Annotated in this window: 17 protein-coding genes and 1 pseudogene; 7 read left to right on the forward strand and 11 right to left on the reverse strand. The window is 60.4% G+C overall.

Going from position 1 to position 16,333, the window contains the following annotated elements; translation table 11 throughout:
- Positions 1-2 precede the first annotated feature (2 nt).
- The 6 genes from odhB to AC07TV_RS08520 all read left to right on the forward strand — a co-directional run bounded on the left by odhB (position 3) and on the right by AC07TV_RS08520 (position 6,245).
- A complete protein-coding gene (odhB, locus tag AC07TV_RS08495) occupies positions 3-1,226 on the forward strand; it encodes a 2-oxoglutarate dehydrogenase complex dihydrolipoyllysine-residue succinyltransferase (RefSeq protein WP_494647960.1) in 1,224 nt (407 codons plus the stop codon).
- A gap of 75 nt (positions 1,227-1,301) precedes the next feature.
- A complete protein-coding gene (lpdA, locus tag AC07TV_RS08500; RefSeq protein ID WP_494647961.1) occupies positions 1,302-2,726 on the forward strand; it encodes a dihydrolipoyl dehydrogenase in 1,425 nt (474 codons plus the stop codon).
- 94 nt (positions 2,727-2,820) lie between these two features.
- Positions 2,821-3,936 carry a cell division protein ZapE gene (gene zapE / locus AC07TV_RS08505; protein ID WP_494647962.1) on the forward strand — a complete coding sequence of 372 codons (1,116 nt, stop codon included), beginning with the start codon at positions 2,821-2,823 and terminating at the stop codon, positions 3,934-3,936.
- Positions 3,937-3,940: 4 nt separating this feature from the next.
- Complete coding sequence (locus tag AC07TV_RS08510) at positions 3,941-5,188, forward strand: HD domain-containing phosphohydrolase (RefSeq protein ID WP_494647963.1); 1,248 nt, start codon at positions 3,941-3,943, stop codon at positions 5,186-5,188.
- Positions 5,189-5,214: 26 nt separating this feature from the next.
- Positions 5,215-6,003, forward strand: coding sequence for a secretin GspD/PilQ domain-containing protein (locus AC07TV_RS08515; protein WP_494647964.1), 789 nt, complete (start codon positions 5,215-5,217; stop codon positions 6,001-6,003).
- Positions 6,000-6,245 (forward strand): hypothetical protein, encoded by a 246-nt coding sequence (locus AC07TV_RS08520; RefSeq protein ID WP_494647965.1) that lies wholly within the window; start codon positions 6,000-6,002, stop codon positions 6,243-6,245. The genes AC07TV_RS08515 and AC07TV_RS08520 overlap by 4 nt, the downstream gene beginning before the upstream one ends.
- An 18-nt stretch (positions 6,246-6,263) precedes the next feature.
- Here the strand turns inward: AC07TV_RS08520 and AC07TV_RS08525 are convergent, their stop codons facing one another.
- The 6 genes from AC07TV_RS08525 to AC07TV_RS08550 all read right to left on the reverse strand — a co-directional run bounded on the left by AC07TV_RS08525 (position 6,264) and on the right by AC07TV_RS08550 (position 11,411).
- Positions 6,264-7,196 (reverse strand): peptidoglycan-binding protein, encoded by a 933-nt coding sequence (locus AC07TV_RS08525; RefSeq protein WP_494647966.1) that lies wholly within the window; start codon positions 7,194-7,196, stop codon positions 6,264-6,266.
- A gap of 150 nt (positions 7,197-7,346) precedes the next feature.
- Positions 7,347-8,351 carry an LLM class flavin-dependent oxidoreductase gene (locus AC07TV_RS08530; protein WP_494647967.1) on the reverse strand — a complete coding sequence of 335 codons (1,005 nt, stop codon included), beginning with the start codon at positions 8,349-8,351 and terminating at the stop codon, positions 7,347-7,349.
- Positions 8,348-9,262, reverse strand: coding sequence for a DMT family transporter (locus AC07TV_RS08535; protein WP_494647968.1), 915 nt, complete (start codon positions 9,260-9,262; stop codon positions 8,348-8,350). Before AC07TV_RS08535 ends, AC07TV_RS08530 begins: the two co-directional genes overlap by 4 nt.
- 64 nt (positions 9,263-9,326) lie before the next feature.
- Positions 9,327-10,409 (reverse strand): alkene reductase, encoded by a 1,083-nt coding sequence (locus AC07TV_RS08540; protein WP_494647969.1) that lies wholly within the window; start codon positions 10,407-10,409, stop codon positions 9,327-9,329.
- Positions 10,410-10,516: 107 nt separating this feature from the next.
- Positions 10,517-11,101, reverse strand: a complete 585-nt coding sequence (curR, locus tag AC07TV_RS08545; RefSeq protein WP_494647970.1) for a TetR family transcriptional repressor CurR — start codon at positions 11,099-11,101, stop codon at positions 10,517-10,519.
- A 61-nt stretch (positions 11,102-11,162) separates the two neighbouring features.
- Complete coding sequence (locus tag AC07TV_RS08550) at positions 11,163-11,411, reverse strand: hypothetical protein (RefSeq protein ID WP_494648127.1); 249 nt, start codon at positions 11,409-11,411, stop codon at positions 11,163-11,165.
- Between AC07TV_RS08550 and AC07TV_RS08555 the strand changes: the two are divergent.
- Positions 11,322-12,660, forward strand: a pseudogene (locus tag AC07TV_RS08555) (transposase). The gene AC07TV_RS08550 and the pseudogene AC07TV_RS08555 overlap by 90 nt on opposite strands.
- A 188-nt stretch (positions 12,661-12,848) precedes the next feature.
- Here the strand turns inward: AC07TV_RS08555 and AC07TV_RS08560 are convergent.
- The 5 genes from AC07TV_RS08560 to AC07TV_RS08580 all read right to left on the reverse strand — a co-directional run bounded on the left by AC07TV_RS08560 (position 12,849) and on the right by AC07TV_RS08580 (position 16,325).
- Positions 12,849-14,009: an IS30 family transposase gene (locus AC07TV_RS08560; protein WP_494647971.1), complete on the reverse strand. Its 1,161-nt coding sequence runs from the start codon at positions 14,007-14,009 to the stop codon at positions 12,849-12,851.
- Between the two features lie 76 nt (positions 14,010-14,085).
- Entirely contained in the window at positions 14,086-14,586 is a 501-nt protein-coding gene (locus AC07TV_RS08565) for a hypothetical protein (RefSeq protein WP_494647972.1), read from the reverse strand.
- Between the two features lie 96 nt (positions 14,587-14,682).
- The gene (locus tag AC07TV_RS08570) at positions 14,683-15,234 is read right to left on the reverse strand and encodes a 3'-5' exoribonuclease domain-containing protein (protein WP_494647973.1); all 552 of its coding nucleotides are present in this window, start codon (positions 15,232-15,234) and stop codon (positions 14,683-14,685) included.
- Positions 15,231-15,701 (reverse strand): nuclear transport factor 2 family protein, encoded by a 471-nt coding sequence (locus AC07TV_RS08575; protein WP_494647974.1) that lies wholly within the window; start codon positions 15,699-15,701, stop codon positions 15,231-15,233. The genes AC07TV_RS08570 and AC07TV_RS08575 overlap by 4 nt, the downstream gene beginning before the upstream one ends.
- Positions 15,702-15,707: 6 nt before the next feature.
- The gene (locus AC07TV_RS08580; RefSeq protein WP_494647975.1) at positions 15,708-16,325 is read right to left on the reverse strand and encodes a pyridoxamine 5'-phosphate oxidase family protein; all 618 of its coding nucleotides are present in this window, start codon (positions 16,323-16,325) and stop codon (positions 15,708-15,710) included.
- Positions 16,326-16,333: the final 8 nt, after the last annotated feature.

The raw sequence follows: 16,333 nt of genomic DNA on the forward strand, positions 1-16,333 counted from the left end.
CTATGAGCATTATCGAAGTTCAAGTTCCCCAGCTTTCCGAGTCCGTCGCCGAAGGCACGCTCGCTTCCTGGAAAAAGAAAATCGGCGAGGCCGTTGCTCGCGATGAAATCCTGATCGATATCGAAACCGACAAGGTCGTTCTCGAAGTGCCGTCGCCGGCTGCCGGCGTTCTGGTCGAAATCATCAAGGCTGACGGCGAAACCGTTGTCTCCGGTGAGTTGATCGCCCGCATCGATACCGAAGCCAAGGCGGGCGCTGCCGCTCCGGCCGCTGAAGCACCGAAGGCTGCCGCCGCCGCTGCGCCGGTTGCCGCTGCCGCCGCACCGGCTGGTACGGCCAGCCCGTCGGCCCGCAAGATCCTCGACGAAAAGGGCATTGCTGCCTCTGACGTCGCCGGTTCCGGTCGCGGTGGTCGTGTCACCAAGGAAGATGCTGTTGCTGCTGCGCCGAAGTCTGGCCCTGTCGCTGCTCCTGCCGCTGCCAAGGCTGCCATGCCGACGCCGCCGGTTGCCGTTGCTCTGGGCGATCGCACCGAGCAACGCGTGCCGATGTCCCGTCTGCGTGCCCGCATTGCCGAGCGTCTGCTGCAGTCGCAAGCAACCAACGCCATTCTGACCACGTTCAACGAAGTGAACATGGGCCCGATGATGGCACTGCGCAAGCAGTACGGCGAAAAGTTCGAAAAGGCCCACGGCGTCCGCCTCGGCTTCATGGGCTTTTTCGTCAAGGCCGCCTGTGCCGCCCTGCAGAAATTCCCGATCCTCAACGCATCGGTTGATGGCAATGACATTGTCTATCACGGCTTTATCGACATCGGTATTGCTGTCGGTTCGCCGCGTGGCCTGGTCGTGCCGATCATCCGCAATGCGGATCAAATGAGCATCGCCGAAATCGAAAAGAAGATTGCCGAATTCGGTGCCAAGGCCAAGGATGGCAAGCTGTCCATCGAAGACCTGACCGGCGGTACCTTCTCGATTTCCAACGGCGGCATCTTTGGTTCGATGATGTCCACCCCGATCATCAACCCGCCGCAATCCGCGATCCTCGGCATTCATGCCACCAAGGACCGCGCCATGGTTGAGAACGGTCAAGTCGTTGTGCGTCCGATGAACTATCTTGCCATGTCCTACGATCACCGCATCATCGACGGCCGCGAAGCCGTCCTCGGTCTGGTGACCATGAAGGAAGCGCTGGAAGATCCGTCCCGCCTGCTGCTCGGCGTCTAATCGACGTTGGCCGGCGCCAGTGTCCCGCAAAGGGCGCTGGCGCTTTTGCACATCTGAAATCTGAAAGGTTTACACATGTCCAAGCAATTTGACGTGCTCGTTATCGGTGGTGGCCCCGGCGGTTATGTCGCAGCCATCCGCGCCGCCCAGCTCGGTTTTTCCGCTGCCTGCTGCGAATCCAATCCTTATGCCGACCCCAAGGGCGAGCCACGCCTCGGCGGCACCTGCCTGAACGTTGGCTGCATTCCCTCCAAGGCACTGCTGCACACCTCGCACCTGTTCGAGGAAGCCGGTCACAGCTTTGAAGGCCAGGGCATCAAGGTTGGCAAGGCGACAATTGACGTGCCGGTCATGAAGGGCCGCAAGGACACCATCGTTACCCAACTGACGTCCGGCATCAAGGGCCTGTTCAAGAAGAACAAGGTTACCCTGCTCAACGGTCATGGTTCCTTTGTCGGCAAGGAAGGCGATCTGTACAAGGTCAAGGTTGGTGCCGACGAGGTACTGGCCAAGCAGGTCATCATCGCTACCGGCTCCAAGCCGCGTCACCTGCCGAACGTGCCGGTGGACAACAAGATCGTCATGGACAACGAAGGCGCCCTGAATCAGGAATCCGTGCCCAAGAAGCTGGCCATCATCGGTGCCGGCGTCATCGGTCTGGAAATGGGTTCGGTCTGGCGTCGCGTCGGTTCCGAAGTCACCATCCTTGAAGCAATGCCTGATTTTCTGGCTTTTGCCGATCAGGATATCGCCAAGGAAGCGCTCAAGCTGTTCACCAAGCAGGGTCTGAACATCCAGACAGGCGTCAAGATTGGCGATATCAAGACGACCAAGAAGGGCGTCTCGATTGCCTATGAAACGAAGGACGGCAAGGCTGAGAAGCTCGATGCCGACCGCCTGATCGTTTCCATCGGTCGCATCCCGAACACTGACGGCCTGAATGGCGAAGCGGTTGGCCTCAAGCTGACTGATCGCGGCATGGTTGAAGTCGATGGCCATTGCAAGACCAACCTGCCGGGTGTCTGGGCCGTTGGCGACGTCGTGCGCGGCCCGATGCTGGCGCACAAGGCCATGGAAGAGGGCGTCATGGTTGCCGAGTTGATGGCCGGTCAAGCTGGCCACTGCAACTTCGACACCATTCCGGGCGTCATCTACACCGCGCCGGAAATTGCCTGGGTTGGCAAGAGCGAACAGCAGCTCAAGGCGGATGGCGTTGCCTACAAGGTTGGCAAAATCCCGTTCATGGCCAATGGCCGTGCGCTGGGCATGGGCGAGCCGTCCGGCTTCGTCAAGATGCTGGCCTGCGCGCAGACCGACCGCATCCTCGGCGTCCATATCATTGGCGCCAATGCTTCCGAACTGATTTCCGAAGCCGTTGTGGCGATGGAGTTCGGTGGCGCTTCCGAAGATCTGGCTCGCATCTGCCACGCTCACCCGACCTTGTCGGAAGCGGTGCACGAAGCAGCTCTGGCTTGCGACAAGCGTCCGCTGCACTTCTAAGCTGACTCTTCTTTGCGGGAAAGGCGGGTTGCGGCAACGCACCCGCCTTTTTCTTTGGCAGAATACGTTTTTACCCCAAACCAGATTCACCCCAATGCCCCATAAAAAACTGAATGTCGCCGCGCAGGGCATGCTCGACGCCTACAAGAACCTGCTTGATGCCCGTGGCTACATTGCCGATGCCGCACAGATGACGGCGGCAACGGCCTTGCAAAGCCTTTACACAAATTTGCTGTTTTTCAAGGTTGACCGTGGCAGTACCTTCAAGCGTCTGTTGTCACCGCCCAAGCCGCCAAAGGGCGTCTATTTCTGGGGCGGGGTAGGGCGTGGCAAGAGCTTCCTGATGGATTGCTTTTACGACTCGGTGCCCTATCGGCGCAAGCGTCGCATTCACTTTCATGCCTTCATGCAGCAGATTCATCATGACCTCGAAAAATACAAGGGCGAACCGGACCCGATGTTGAGGTTGGCCGAGCAGATCGCCAAGGAAGTGCGTCTGCTGTGTTTTGACGAGTTCCACGTCTCTGACATCGCCGACGCGATGATTCTTGGTCGTTTGATGGATGGCCTGTTCGCTCAAGGCGTCATCATCGTGATGACGTCCAACTATCCTCCGGACATGCTGTATCCGAACGGCCTGCACCGCGAGAGCTTTCTGCCGACCATCGCGCTGCTCAACAAGCATCTCGATGTCTTCGAGGTCGATGCCGGAACCGACTACCGTTTGCGCGCGCTGGAGCAGGTCGAGATCTACCACCACCCGGCCGACGCCACGGCGGAAAAAAAGATGCTCGACTATTTCAAGATGGTCGCCGGTGAGGATGGCAAGAAGGGCGGCCATATCGAGGTGTTGGGCCGCGACATCGATACCGTGCGACGTGGCCATGGCGTGATCTGGTTCGATTTCCGCACCCTGTGTGGTGGTCCGCGATCGCAGAACGACTATCTCGAAATCGCCCGCGGCTACCACACCGTGCTTCTCTCGCATGTGCCGAAAATGACTGTGCACCAAGCCTCGGAGGCGCGTCGCTTCACCTGGCTGGTCGACGTCTTCTACGATCACAAGGTCAAGCTCATCATCACCGCCGACTGTGCGGCTGACGGGCTCTACACTGAGGGTACGCAGGCCAGCGAGTTTGCCCGCACGGTGAGCCGGCTGACCGAAATGAATTCCAGGGAGTACCTGGCCTTGCCCCACGCAGTGACCTGATCAGATGACCGAAACCTTGCTCCCCGCCGATCTGGCCATCGATCTTCGGCAACTGGTCATGACCATCGCCAACACGGTTGATCTGGTTGGTGTTGACGATGTCATGCATGGTCGCCGGGTTGGCATGCTGGCCCGCGAGATGGCAATCCGCATGGGGTGGAGCGAGGCCGATCAGCTGATCCTTTACGATGCCGGCCTGCTGCACGATTGCGGCGTGTCGTCGACGCGGGTGCACCACCGTCTGGTCGTCGATCTTGAATGGACTGGAGCCGAAGAGCATTGCATTCGCGGCGACGAGTTACTGGCTGACTTCCCGCCGCTGGCGCATCTCGCCCCGATCATCCGTTATCACCACAGCGCCTGGGAATGGCTGGTTACGCAGAGCCTGCCAGGTAATACGGCGCGTTTTGCCAATCTGGTCTATCTGGCCGACCGCATCGATGTCCTGGCTGCGCCCTACCATGCCGATCAGAGCGTGCTGTCGCATGCTGACGAAATTCGCGCTCGCCTGACCTCGGCGCGCGGGCGCCTGTTTTCGCCCGAGTTGGTCGATGCTTTTGAACTGATCTCTCAGGAAGAGGCTTTCTGGCTGGCAATGCAGCCGGAATGGGTGCAGCAGTATCAGGTCGAGATGGAATCCCATGGCGACCTGAAAATGATCGGCTGGATCGAGTTCAAGCAATGCGCGACCATTTTTTCGCGCATCATCGATGCCAAATCGCCCTACACCGAGCAGCATTCACAAGGGGTTGCACGGCTGTCGCGCCGCCTCGCCGAACGACTCGGGCTCGATGCCATCACCTGCGAAAAAATTGAAGTAGCAGGTTTGCTGCACGACATCGGCAAGCTGCAGATTCCCGACGAGATCATCGAGGGTGAAAGCGCCCTGACGGCGCATGAGTTCGACATCATGAAGAGCCACAGCTATGGGACGCTGCAAGTCCTCAAGCGGCTCCATGCCATTGCCGAAATCGCCCGCTGGGCCTCGCTGCACCACGAAACGCCGGATGGCCACGGCTATCCGTTCCACATCGGTGGCGCCGCGCTGCCCATTGAGGCACGCATCATCAATGTCGCCGATATCTTTCAGGCGCTGGCGCAGGACCGTCCTTATCGCAAATCAATGACACCGGCCCAGATATTGGCGATCCTTCAGGAACGTGCCGATACGGGACGCGCCGATCCGGGTGTGGTCGGCCTGGTTGCCGACGATCTGCCTGAATGCTACCGGGTTGCCGTCTGTCTCGAATGACCTTTGAAGCCAACGGGAGAACGTCCATGATGCTGCGCATTCTTTGCCTGCTGGCCTGCCTGGTCAGCACTTCGCTGTGGGCCCAGCAGATGGAAGTCATCGAGCTCAGGAGCAAGAACGTCGAGGATGTGCTGCCGGCGCTGTTGCCGCTGGTCGAGCCGGGCGGCACGCTGACCGGCATGAACAACCAGCTTTTCCTCAAGGCATCGCCGCGCAACCGGGCTGATATCAAGCGGGCACTGGCGGCCATCGACAAGCCAACCCGGCGCCTGATCATTCGCGTTTCGCAAAACCGCCAGGCCGAAGACAGCGCGCGTGGCGCCGAGGCAAGCGGCCAGGTTGTCCTCGGCAGCACCCGGCGCAGCCATGTCGAAGCCAGTGTCTGGGACACCAAGAGCGTGCGTGGCGAAAGTGCGGCGCAGATGGTGCAGACCGTCGAAGGTGGCCAGGCCTTCATCCAGGTCGGTCGTTCGCTGCCCATCCCGATGCGTCAGGTCGTCATTGGCCCCGGCGGTGCAGTGATCAACGAAAATGTCGTCTATCAGGATGTCGGCCGCGGCTTCTATGCCGTGCCACGCGTGAACGGCAACCGGGTCACACTCGACATCAGCCAGCAGGCGGCCAGTCAGGGCGGCTATGGCAGCATCAACAACCAGCGCCTGTCGACGACGGTTTCCGGGCGTCTGGGCGAATGGATTGAGCTCGGCGGCAGCGGTCGTCAGGCCAGTGGTAATCAGGGCGGCGCGCTCGGTCTTTCAACCAGCGACGCGCGTGACAATCGCTCAATATGGCTGATGGTAGAGGAAGTCGAGTGAGCGAACTGAAACGACATATCGGGCAAAAGGTGGCGCTGGCGACCTCGATTTTTTGTGCCCTGCTGGCCTTGCCGGCCTTTGGCCTGTTCATCTGGCTGTGGATGGAGCGTGGACTGGCCGATAGCTGGGTGCCAAGTGCGCTGGCTACGGTCGCCTTTCTCGGCGCCTGTGCCGTCGTACTCTACGTTACCAGCCGGCCGCAACCGCCGCTGCCGGCCGAGGATGCCCAAGCCGAAGGCTGAATCGGGGGGTCGGTCTTTTCAGGCAATCAGGCGGGCAATCAAAGTGCTGTCGGCGACGCCGGTGGCCGGTAAGCCTGTCTTTGTCTGATACTGCTTGAGCAGATTGGCGCTGGTCTGGCCGAAAATGCCGTCGGCCTTGATCGGGACGCCTTGCTCGGAAAGCCCTAGTTGCACGAGACGGACATCGAGGCCGCGGGCCAGCGGACTTTGCAACGCGATAGCCCGCGTGCCGGGCTGCGGGCCGTCGTAGCAACCGGGTGGCGTGGCGCGCAGGGTGCTCAGCGAAATCTCGGCGCCGCGGATGACGAGCGGCAGTTCGAGACCCCAATAGCCTTGCTCGATCAGACGCTGGAAAGCCTCCATCCGGTAAGCCGTCTTGCGCAAGTCGCTGCGCGGATGGTTGGTTAGCCAGGCGCGCCGTGTCGCGACGTAGGCCGCGATCCACTTCTTTTCACCAAGCGCCGCGAGGCTGCCGGATTGCGCCATGGTGCGGTCGCGCATGGCTTTCCACGAGCCGTGGACGGTGCTGTCGTAAACCACCGCCGCGCCGAGGGCCGAGGTGATGCCGAGGTTGGCGGCGATGCGGGCGGCCGTCTGCCAGTAAACCTCGTCGAAAAACTGATCCTGGGTTTCGCGCATGATCGGATCGTCGGCCGTGGCGCGGAGCAGGTTGTGCAGACGCAGCTCGTCGTCGAGGCCGAGGTCGATGGCTTCGAAACGCGGCAGCCAGGGCGACAGCCGTGGCCCGAAACGGGCGCCGTCGTTGCTGCAGTAGCGCTGCAGCAGGTCGAGCAGGTTGCCCGAGGCCAGCGTCGTTTGCGAGCGCCCGAAAGTGAGGTGGCCGGTATCGCCGGGAATGACGGTGACGCTGCCGTAATCGCCGAGCACGACGCCGGTTTCAAACAGGTTGACGATCGATTGGGCCGTCTGCTTCTGGGTCGGGGTCAGCATGGGGAGCTCCTTGCGCTTGGAATGCGATCCAGAATAGCACGGTGGCATTCTTGTTCAAGGGCAGGATTGCTACGGTCAACCGGAAAAAACGGCCAAAATTGAAATAGCTTGTGCTGACCAAATAAACATCCGGGCGCATGGCCCGGACGTTTATTCCTTTGCGAAGACAGCGGCCGTAATTTCGAGCGAGCGCAGGCGCAGGGCCGGATCGAAGATGTCGCTGACCAGGATCATTTCATCGGCCCTGGTCGCTTCTTTCAGCGCCAGCAGGCCAGCGCGCACCGTGTCCGGTCCGCCGACGACGGCGGCACCGAGAAAATCGGCGATGCCGGAACGTTCCTGCGGATGCAGGCTGCTCAGGTAGTCGGCGATCGGTGGTGGCAGGCAGCGCCGGTCGCCGCGCAGGATGCCGAGAACGCGTTGGTAAGTGCTGCTCGCCAGGAACTCGGCTTCGTCGTCGGTTGGCGCGGCAATCACCGGCACGCCGATCATCACATAGGGCTTGTCGAGCTTGGCCGAGGGGCGGAAATTGCGCCGGTAGATGTCGATGGCCGGCAACAGCATGGCCGGCGCGAAATGCGAGGCGAAGGAGTAGGGCAGACCGCGCTCCGCCGCCAGGCGGGCCGAGAACAGGCTAGAACCGAGCAGCCAGATCGGCACTTCGGTGCCATTGCCGGGGACGGCGAGCACCTTCTGGTCCGGCAAACGAGGGCCGAGCAATTGCTGCAGTTCGCTGACCGTCCGCGGGAAATCGGCTTCCGTTTCGATGCGGTCGCGGCGCAGTGCGCGCATCGTCATCTGGTCGGTGCCCGGGGCACGGCCGAGGCCGAGATCGATCCGGCCGGGATAGAGCTCGGCAAGCGTGCCAAAGGCTTCGGCAACGACCAGCGGCGCATGGTTGGGCAGCATGATGCCGCCCGAACCGACGCGGATACGGCTGGTCGCTCCGGCAATGTAGCCGACCAGCACGGCCGTCGCCGAGCTGGCGATGCCCGGCATGTTGTGGTGTTCGGCCAGCCAGTAGCGGGTGAAGCCGAGCTTTTCGACATGGCGCGCCGTATCGCGCGCGATGGCCAGCGCCTCGGCCGTCGTGCCGCCCTCGCGGATGGCAACGAGGTCGAGCATCGAAAGTTTGGTGTCATGCAGGGTATTCATGCTGCCTCCTCAATCTGTTTTGCCGGATCGCGCCGGCTCGCTGCCCAGCCGAGCAGCGAAAGCAGGGCCAGGCCGCTGCCGATCAGCACGATGCCGGCGATTTCACTGGTTTTGAAGGCCTCGCCAAAGATCAGGCGCGACGAAAGAATGGCCACCACCGGTGTGCCGAGCACCGACAGGCTGGCCTCCCAGGCCGGCACGCGGTCGAGGATGTAGATCCACAGCCACCAGCACATGGCGGTACTGATGATCGACATGAAAATGAGGATGCCGATGTAACTGCCGCTCCATTCGGTCGGGTGCTCGGGCACGATGAGGGCGAGAAGGATGAGCGGCACGGCGCCGACGATCATCTGCCAGGTGGTCAGGGTCAGCAGGTCCACCGGCGTTTTGGCGCGCAGGCGCTTGATCAGAATCGTGCCGGTCGCCCAGCACAGCGCCGCCATTAGGCCGAGAAACTTGCTGAACAGGCTGGCGTGCATGTCCCACGGTTCGATGATCAGGAGCAGACCGCCCAGCGTGCTCGCCGCCGCCAGCCACTGCTTGCCGCGCACGCGTTCGCCGAGGATGGGCCAGGCGAGTAGCAGCGTCCAGATCGGCATGGTGAAAATCAACACGGCCGTCTTGCCGGGGCCGCCTTCGACCAGCGCCCAGGTCTGGAAAATCATGAAGCCAGAGACTTGCGCCAGGCCGATGGCGATGGTCTGGCGCGGGGCGACCAGCTTGAGCGAACGCCCGCTCAGCTTGACCGCAATGATCAACGCCAGCGCGGCGCCGACGCAGCGTTCGGCGGCAAAGGCGAAGGGCGGCGCGTAGGCCAGGCCCTGCTTGGCGAGAACCCAGGTGTAACCCCAGGTCAGCGAGAGGACGATCAGGGCCAGTGCGGGCAGCCAGCGGCGGTATTCGGACATGATGTTTCCGGGAAAAGCGGCCCCGGCCGGCGCCTGGCCGGTCGGGGTCATGGTTAAAAAGAAATCAGGCAGCCAGCGCCGGGTAGTCGGTGTAACCCTCGGCCCCGCCGCCATACAGCTTGTCGGCCTGCAGTTCGTTGAGCGGCAGGTTGTCCTTCAGGCGACGGACGAGGTCCGGCGTGCTGATGAACGAGCGGCCGAAGGCAACCAGGTCGGCCTTGCCGGCCGCGACATTGTCGATGGCCAGTTCCCGCGAGTAGCCGTTGTTGAGCATCCAGGCACCGGGGAAAGCGCGATGCAGCGCTTCGTAGTCGAAAGCCTTTGCCTCGGGCGTGCGCGTGCCGCCAGTTTCGCCCTCGATGACGTGCAGATAAGCCAGGCCGAACGGCGCCAGCTTTTCCACGACGTAGCTGTAGAGCGCCTGCGGATCGCTGTCGAGCGGCGCCGTGAAGGTCGTCATCGGGCTCAGGCGGACACCGGTTCGGCCGGCGCCGATTTCCTTGGTAATCGCCTCGACGACTTCAAGCAGCAGGCGGGCGCGATTGGCGATGCTGCCACCGTAAGGGCCGCTGCGGTCATTGACGCTGTCGCGCAGGAATTGTTCGATCAAGTAGGTGTTGGCGGCATGCAGTTCGACGCCATCAAAGCCGGCCTCGATGGCGTTGCGCGCGGCGCGGCGGTAATCCTCGATCAGGCCGGGGATTTCATCGTCGCGCAGGGCGCGTGGTTTCGACACCGGGACGAAGCCGTCGCTGGTAAAGGTCGAGGCATCCGCGACCTTGTCGGTCGACGACACCGGCGTCGCGCCATCCGGCAGCAGCGAGGTGTGCGAAATGCGCCCGACGTGCCACAACTGCAGCACGATCTTGCCGCCGGCGGCATGCACGGCAGCGGTCACCTGGCGCCAGCCGGCAATCTGTTCCGGGCTGTAAATGCCCGGGGTGTCGAGGTAGCCCTGGGCCATCGGGCTGATCTGGCTGGCCTCGGCAATGATCAGGCCGGCCGTGGCGCGCTGGCGGTAATACTCGACGGTCAGCGGGCCGGCAACATTGCCGGCGATGGCACGGTTGCGCGTCAGCGGCGCCATGACGATGCGGTTGGCGAGGGCGATATCGCCGATTTGGATCGGGTCGAACAGGGAAGTCATGTTGAATCTCCTGATGGGTAACAGATGAAAATTAGACCGGTCGTCTATGAATTCGGGTTAAAAATAGGCCGCAACAGCATGCGGCCTGTAGTCGGATGTTCAATGATTCAAGGTGTCAGCAACTGTCTGGTAAATCGCATGGCATTTTCGAGGGCCTGGCTGTTGCGGTGCAGCTTGCCGAGCAGGCTGGCGCCCAGCCAGAGTTGGTAGAGCAATTGTGCGGTCGGCCGGGCCTCAAGCGCCGGTAGCGAGCCATCGGCGACGCCGCCTTCAATGGCGCCGGCGATGCGGTCGACAATGCGGTCGGTACCATCGCGCAAAGTCAGGCGCATGGCGTCCGACAGGTCAGAGACCTCGGCGGCAAGCTTGACCACCAGGCATTTCTGCTCGGCACATTCAGTGCACTGCTTGTCCACCCAGCGCTGCCAGTAGCGCATCAGACGTTCGTGGCCCGACGCCGCTTCGAGCGCAAACAGACTGTCGATATCGGCCAGATAGCGCGCGAAATAGTCCTCGAGCAGCGCCTTGCCGTAGTCTTCCTTGGATTCGAAATAGTGATAGAACGACCCTTTCGGCACACCAGCGGCCTTCAGCAATTCGTTCAAACCCACGCTGGCGAAGCCCTTCCCGGCAAAAATGCCGAGACCGGTGTCGAGAATGTGCTGGCGCGTGTTGTCGTGACGAGTGTTCATGGGATGGGAGTTTGCCAACAAATAGACCAGTCGTCTAGTTTGTTTTTTGTCGCCGGGTTAATCAAGGCTGTTTGCAGGTGAACGTCGGCAATCGGCCGATGGTGTTGAAATACTCGCTGTGGTAAAAAATGCATATTGCATTTTGTGGTGAGTAATCAAGATGTTGGGGCGTCAGCCAAGCGGTCAAGACCATCTGTTCTATGCATTCAATCTTGAATCCATTGTTCCTCGGAAACACCTTCTTCGTGGCATCGACAACTGCCTTGATCTGACTGATCTGCACCAGCACTTCGCTGAGTATTACAGCCACACTGGGTGCCCCTCGATTTACCCGGAGTTGATGATCCGGATGCGGGGCGTCGGCTACCGCTACGGCATCCGTTCCGAGCGGCGATTATGCGAGGAAGTGCACCTGAACCTGGCCTACCGTTGGTTCTGCCGTCTCAGCCTGGAAGATGTCGTGCCGAACCATTCGACCTTTTCAAAGAATCGCTACGGGCGGTTTCGAGAGAGCGGAACCTTCCGTTGGTGTTCGACAAGGTCGTGCCTGCATGGCTGCCGGCCTGGTCAAGGGCGAAGGTATTGCGGTGTATGCAATCATCATTGAGGCTGAGGCCGGCTCCAAGTTGGCCATTCCAGGCGATGAGCCTCATGTCTGCCAGAACCCGGCATTGTGCAAGCGGGCCGTGCGTGAGTATCTGGAGGGTCTTGACGACGAAGTACGGGGCGCAACCGTCCCCTGGCGCATTTCGCTCGCCGACCCGCAATCCAGTCGTACAGCTGCGCCCGGCGTGCCTGCCTTCTCTGCCTATTCGACGAACTATCTGATTGATGTCGCCCATGGCGTAATCATGGATGTGGAAGCAACCTCCGCACATCGAACCGCAAAGGTAGAGTCCACCAAGCTCATGGTCGATCGCGTCGAGACGAACTTCAATATAAACCCACCGCGCCTCATCGGGGATACGGCTTACGGAACGGCACCAATGCATGCCTGGATGGTCAATGAGAAGTCCATTGAACCCCATATCCCGCTCTGGGACAGGACCGAGCGTAAGGACGGGACTTTCTCACGTAGCGATTTCCGGTGGGATCGAGAGGCCAATGAATACCGCAGCCCAACTGGCAAGGCCCTGCGTTGTGATCGTCGGACCTTCAATACTCCGCGCAGCCGCATCACCATAGCCGAGATGATCGTATATCGGGCATGCCAGTGTGACTGCGCAGGCTGTCCAGAAAAAGCGCGGTGCTGCCCAAATACAGAGATTCGAAAAATTGCCCGAAGCATCCATGAAGATGTCCGGAATGTGGCACGGGACATCGCCAAGACGCCGCAATATCATCAGTCACGCTGTGAGCGCAAGAAGGTCGAGATGCTCTTTGCCCACCTCAAGAGCGTTCTCCGGTTGGACAGGTTACGTTTGCACGGACTCAGCGGTGCCAGCGATGAATTTACCCTGGCTGCAACAGTTCAGAATTTGCGCCGCTTGGCCAAGCTAGCCTGTCCTTTGCAATCCTTCGGCGGGATAGTTGCGCCCACAGCATGCGAAATTGGATGAAATGACCTAAAAGCACAACTCGCTGGCCTTATTTAAATGCCAATAACCGCAAAAAACGCGTACCTAGCGAGCCTACCCGGCTTCACCAATGAGTTTTCAACACCATCGGCCAACTGTGGACGGTCTCCATTCCTCGGAAGCAGCCATCTGAGCGACCGCTTAGATCTGCGGATTCAACCGGTGCGGATTCAACCGGTGGATGCAACGGTTTGGTAAAAACGTTGTGCCGGTGTTTCGTAGTTTAGTGTTTTCCGTGGGCGCTCATTCAGTTTCCGGGCAATGGCACTGAGCTTCGCCTGCGAATAAGGGGACAGGTCAATTCCCTTTGGGAAATACTGGCGCAATAGTCCATTTGTATTCTCATTCGTTCCGCGTTGCCAAGGGTGATGGGGATCGCAGAAATAGACTTGGATATCCGTCGCCAGCGTGAATCGCTTGTGGCCGGCCATTTCCTTGCCCCGGTCCCAGGTCAGAGACTTGTAGAGTTCTTGCGGTAACTTGCGAGCGTTTTTGATCAGGGCGTTGGTGACGGTCCCAGTATCTTTACCTGAGAGCTTGACCAGGATCAGGTAGCGCGACTGACGTTCGACGAGCGTCGCAATCTGGCTGTTCTTGCTGCCGCACAGCAGGTCCCCCTCCCAGTGCCCCGGCTCCGCCCGATCATCCGCCATGGCTGGCCGTTCGCTGATTGACACAGCATCGACGATTCGGCCGTGATCGCCGGTCTTTTGTGTGTGATGGCGAGAGCGGCGCATGGCTCGCGTCCGCCGCAAATACGCCAGCAACTCCTTCTTCAGAGCGCCCCGGGTTTGAATATAGAGTGTGCGATAGATCGTCTCGTGTGACACCTGATTGCTCGCATTGTCTGGATAGGTCCGCTTGAGCCAGCCTGCGATCTGTTCTGGTGACCACAGCGAGTGCAGCTTATTCGCCACTATATGCGCCAGCGCTGGGTTTTTCGCTAGCTTGCAAGGTTTGGGACGATGCGCCCGAGTCCAAGTCGCCTGGTCGGCCTGAGTTGCTCGGTAGCATTCACGGCCACCATTGCGTTTGACTTCACGACTGACGGTGGAAGGTGCTCGTCCCAATTGCGCAGCGAGGGCACGGATTGAACACCCCGCGACCAAGCCTCGGGAAATTTCCTCTCGTTCAGAAAGCGTCAATGCCCGTTTAGAGCGACATCGCGGTACCGGAGTTATCCCGCCAGTCTCGGCCAGGACTCCCTGAACCGATGAGTGATTTCGATCAAATAGCTGGGCGATTTTTTGAAGTGAGTCGCCCTTGCGCCAGCGTTCCCTCATCAGCGCCTTCTGGCTATCCGTGTAATAGATCCGGGGTCTCTGCTTCATTTGCAACACTCCTTCTGCTCACGCAGTTAATAGTGTGTTGCATCCACCGGTTGAATCCGCAGGCTATTCCAGATGCTCAACCATCAACTGAGGGGCTTTCGACGCCCATGTACTCGTTGATGGTCAGCCGGTAGGCGAGGCGGGTGCGGTTGCCGGGCTGGGTGCTGAAGTTGAACTGGATGGCGTCGATGCGGGTGTCGCCTTTGCGCAGGCGCAGCTTGAGGTGTTTGTCCTTGAGCACGCGTTGTTGCTCGACGTCGAAATCGTCCATGAACAGCGGTGCCGGGAAGCCCTGGCACCAGATCTCGTTTTCGAGCAGGCGGGCGGTGGCCAGGGAAATGTAGCTGCCTTCGAGGTTGCCGTCGGTTTCCAGCGTGCGGGTCAGGTCGGCCGGGGCGAGAAGTTCGCAGGCGACTTCGGCGAACAGGGATTTGAATTTTTCGAAATTTTCGGCGTTGACCGTGGCGCCGGCCGCCATGGCGTGGCCGCCGAAGCGGATGAGCAGGCCGGGGGGCGCGCTTGGCGACGAGGTCGAGGACGGTGTGCCAACATGGAGATAATCCCATCCCTCGCTCAACCTCATTCTGAAGTCATCGAGACAATGCAACTCTACGCGTAGCGGCATGGTGGTTAGTCGGCAATGGGTGATGCGAATCAGTGCACGTTTGACGGATCATAATTTCAGCATGTTGCAAAAGAGCAGGCCTTGTTCTATAGCGTCGTCCAGGGCGATGTGCGTATGTGGCGATGGACCCAACCAGTCTGCGGGCATCGAAGCCCTGCCACATTGGTGGTAGGGCTTGGGCAGGATGGCCATGGCGTAGGTTTTGATGTCGATAACCGAATATCCGAATGGATTCTCGCCGGCATAGTGGTTGAGATACCAGAGCACAAAGGGGAAGTCGAAGGCGGCGGGGTAGGCGACGAAGACAGGTTTTCCGGGCAGCGCCTTCAGCCAGGCGGCGTATCGGGTTATCGCCGTTTCGGGGGCTTCGGGATTGACCCGGCAGGTGGCCCAGGCTCTGGGTTGGGTGGCCCACCAGGCCATGGTGTGCCGGTCCGGTTCGCTGTCCGGCGGTATTTCCAGGTTGGCTGAAAACGTCGCCAGCAACTGTTTGTCAGCGGTGAAGACGGCCGAGCCGATACTGAGCATGGCGTTTTTGCCGACGATCGGGCCATTGGTCTCGATATCGGTGCTGACATACAGTTCGCGCGTTGGATTCATAGTCCGAGGTCGCTCAGGGACGGATGGTCATCGGGGCGCCGGCCGAGCGGCAAGAAGAACTTCCGTTCGCTTTCGCTGATCGGCAGGTCGTTGATGCTGGCGAAGCGTCGCACCATGAAGCCGTGTCCGTTGAATTCCCAGTTTTCGTTGCCATAGGCACGAAACCATTGGCCTGTCTCGTCATGGTATTCATAGGCGAAACGCACCGCGATGCGGTTGTCGGTGCAGGCCCAGAGTTCCTTGATCAGGCGGTAGTCCAATTCCTTTTGCCATTTGCGTGTCAGGAATTGATGCACCTGCTCGCGCCCGACCGGGAATTCAGTCCGATTGCGCCAGCGCGTGTCGTCGGTATAGACCTGCACGACGCGGTCCGGGTCGCGGCTGTTCCAGGCGTCCTCGGCCAGTCGGACTTTCTGGGCGGCGGTGTCGGCGGTGAATGGTGGCAGGGGTGGTTTGGTTTCCATCATGCTTCCTTATCGATTGCTGCTTAGTCGTTTGATCTCGGCTTCCAGTTCGGCAATTTTCGCGTCGCGGCTTTGCAGTGCCCTGGACACATCACCGGCTTCGAGGCGTTGCGGGATATGTTGTGGGCAATTGGCATCCCAGGCTTCGACGGTGAACACTATGGCCTGTTCGCTTCTTGCCCTGTAGTTTTGCGGCATCAGCCGGTCGGTCAACGCCCTGTCGTCCTCGACGACGCGGGCAGTTCCCCACAGCTTGAACCGTTGCTGCGTTGCGTAGTCGATCAGGAAGAGATGCGCCCTGGGGTTCTCGGCCAGATTGCCGCTCGTGATGTATTGCCGGTTACCGCTGAAATCGGCAAAGGCGACGGTGTGTTCATCGAGCACCACCAGAAAGCCTGGTGGCCCGCCGCGGTGCTGGATGTAAGGCTGGCCGTCGCGGTTGGCCGTGGCGAGAAAGACACTGGTTTGCTGCGCGATGAATTCGGCGAGATCGCTGCTGATCGTTGTTGCCCAGCCGCCCTGGCTTTCCATGCGGGCGTAGGCATCGCGCGAACCTTTGCGGGATTGGATGGCCTTGACGCCGGGCGTGAAGGCGACATCGCTGGCGATCTTGCGTTCCTGGCTCATGGCTATCC

The sequence above is a fragment of the Azonexus sp. GW821-FHT04F04 genome (genome assembly GCF_059420025.1).

Excerpts from the sequence above, each read along its gene's own strand:
- AC07TV_RS08525 (WP_494647966.1), bottom strand. The coding sequence starts at position 7,196 with ATGCTGACCCCGACCCAGAAGCAGACGGCCCAATCGATCGTCAACCTG.
- AC07TV_RS08560 (WP_494647971.1), bottom strand. The coding sequence starts at position 14,009 with ATGAAGCAGAGACCCCGGATCTATTACACGGATAGCCAGAAGGCGCTG.
- AC07TV_RS08510 (WP_494647963.1), top strand. The coding sequence starts at position 3,941 with ATGACCGAAACCTTGCTCCCCGCCGATCTGGCCATCGATCTTCGGCAA.
- AC07TV_RS08580 (WP_494647975.1), bottom strand. The coding sequence starts at position 16,325 with ATGAGCCAGGAACGCAAGATCGCCAGCGATGTCGCCTTCACGCCCGGC.
- AC07TV_RS08570 (WP_494647973.1), bottom strand. The coding sequence starts at position 15,234 with ATGAATCCAACGCGCGAACTGTATGTCAGCACCGATATCGAGACCAAT.
- odhB (WP_494647960.1), top strand. The coding sequence starts at position 3 with ATGAGCATTATCGAAGTTCAAGTTCCCCAGCTTTCCGAGTCCGTCGCC.
- AC07TV_RS08540 (WP_494647969.1), bottom strand. The coding sequence starts at position 10,409 with ATGACTTCCCTGTTCGACCCGATCCAAATCGGCGATATCGCCCTCGCC.
- zapE (WP_494647962.1), top strand. The coding sequence starts at position 2,821 with ATGCCCCATAAAAAACTGAATGTCGCCGCGCAGGGCATGCTCGACGCC.
- curR (WP_494647970.1), bottom strand. The coding sequence starts at position 11,101 with ATGAACACTCGTCACGACAACACGCGCCAGCACATTCTCGACACCGGT.
- lpdA (WP_494647961.1), top strand. The coding sequence starts at position 1,302 with ATGTCCAAGCAATTTGACGTGCTCGTTATCGGTGGTGGCCCCGGCGGT.
- AC07TV_RS08575 (WP_494647974.1), bottom strand. The coding sequence starts at position 15,701 with ATGATGGAAACCAAACCACCCCTGCCACCATTCACCGCCGACACCGCC.
- AC07TV_RS08515 (WP_494647964.1), top strand. The coding sequence starts at position 5,215 with ATGATGCTGCGCATTCTTTGCCTGCTGGCCTGCCTGGTCAGCACTTCG.
- AC07TV_RS08535 (WP_494647968.1), bottom strand. The coding sequence starts at position 9,262 with ATGTCCGAATACCGCCGCTGGCTGCCCGCACTGGCCCTGATCGTCCTC.
- AC07TV_RS08530 (WP_494647967.1), bottom strand. The coding sequence starts at position 8,351 with ATGAATACCCTGCATGACACCAAACTTTCGATGCTCGACCTCGTTGCC.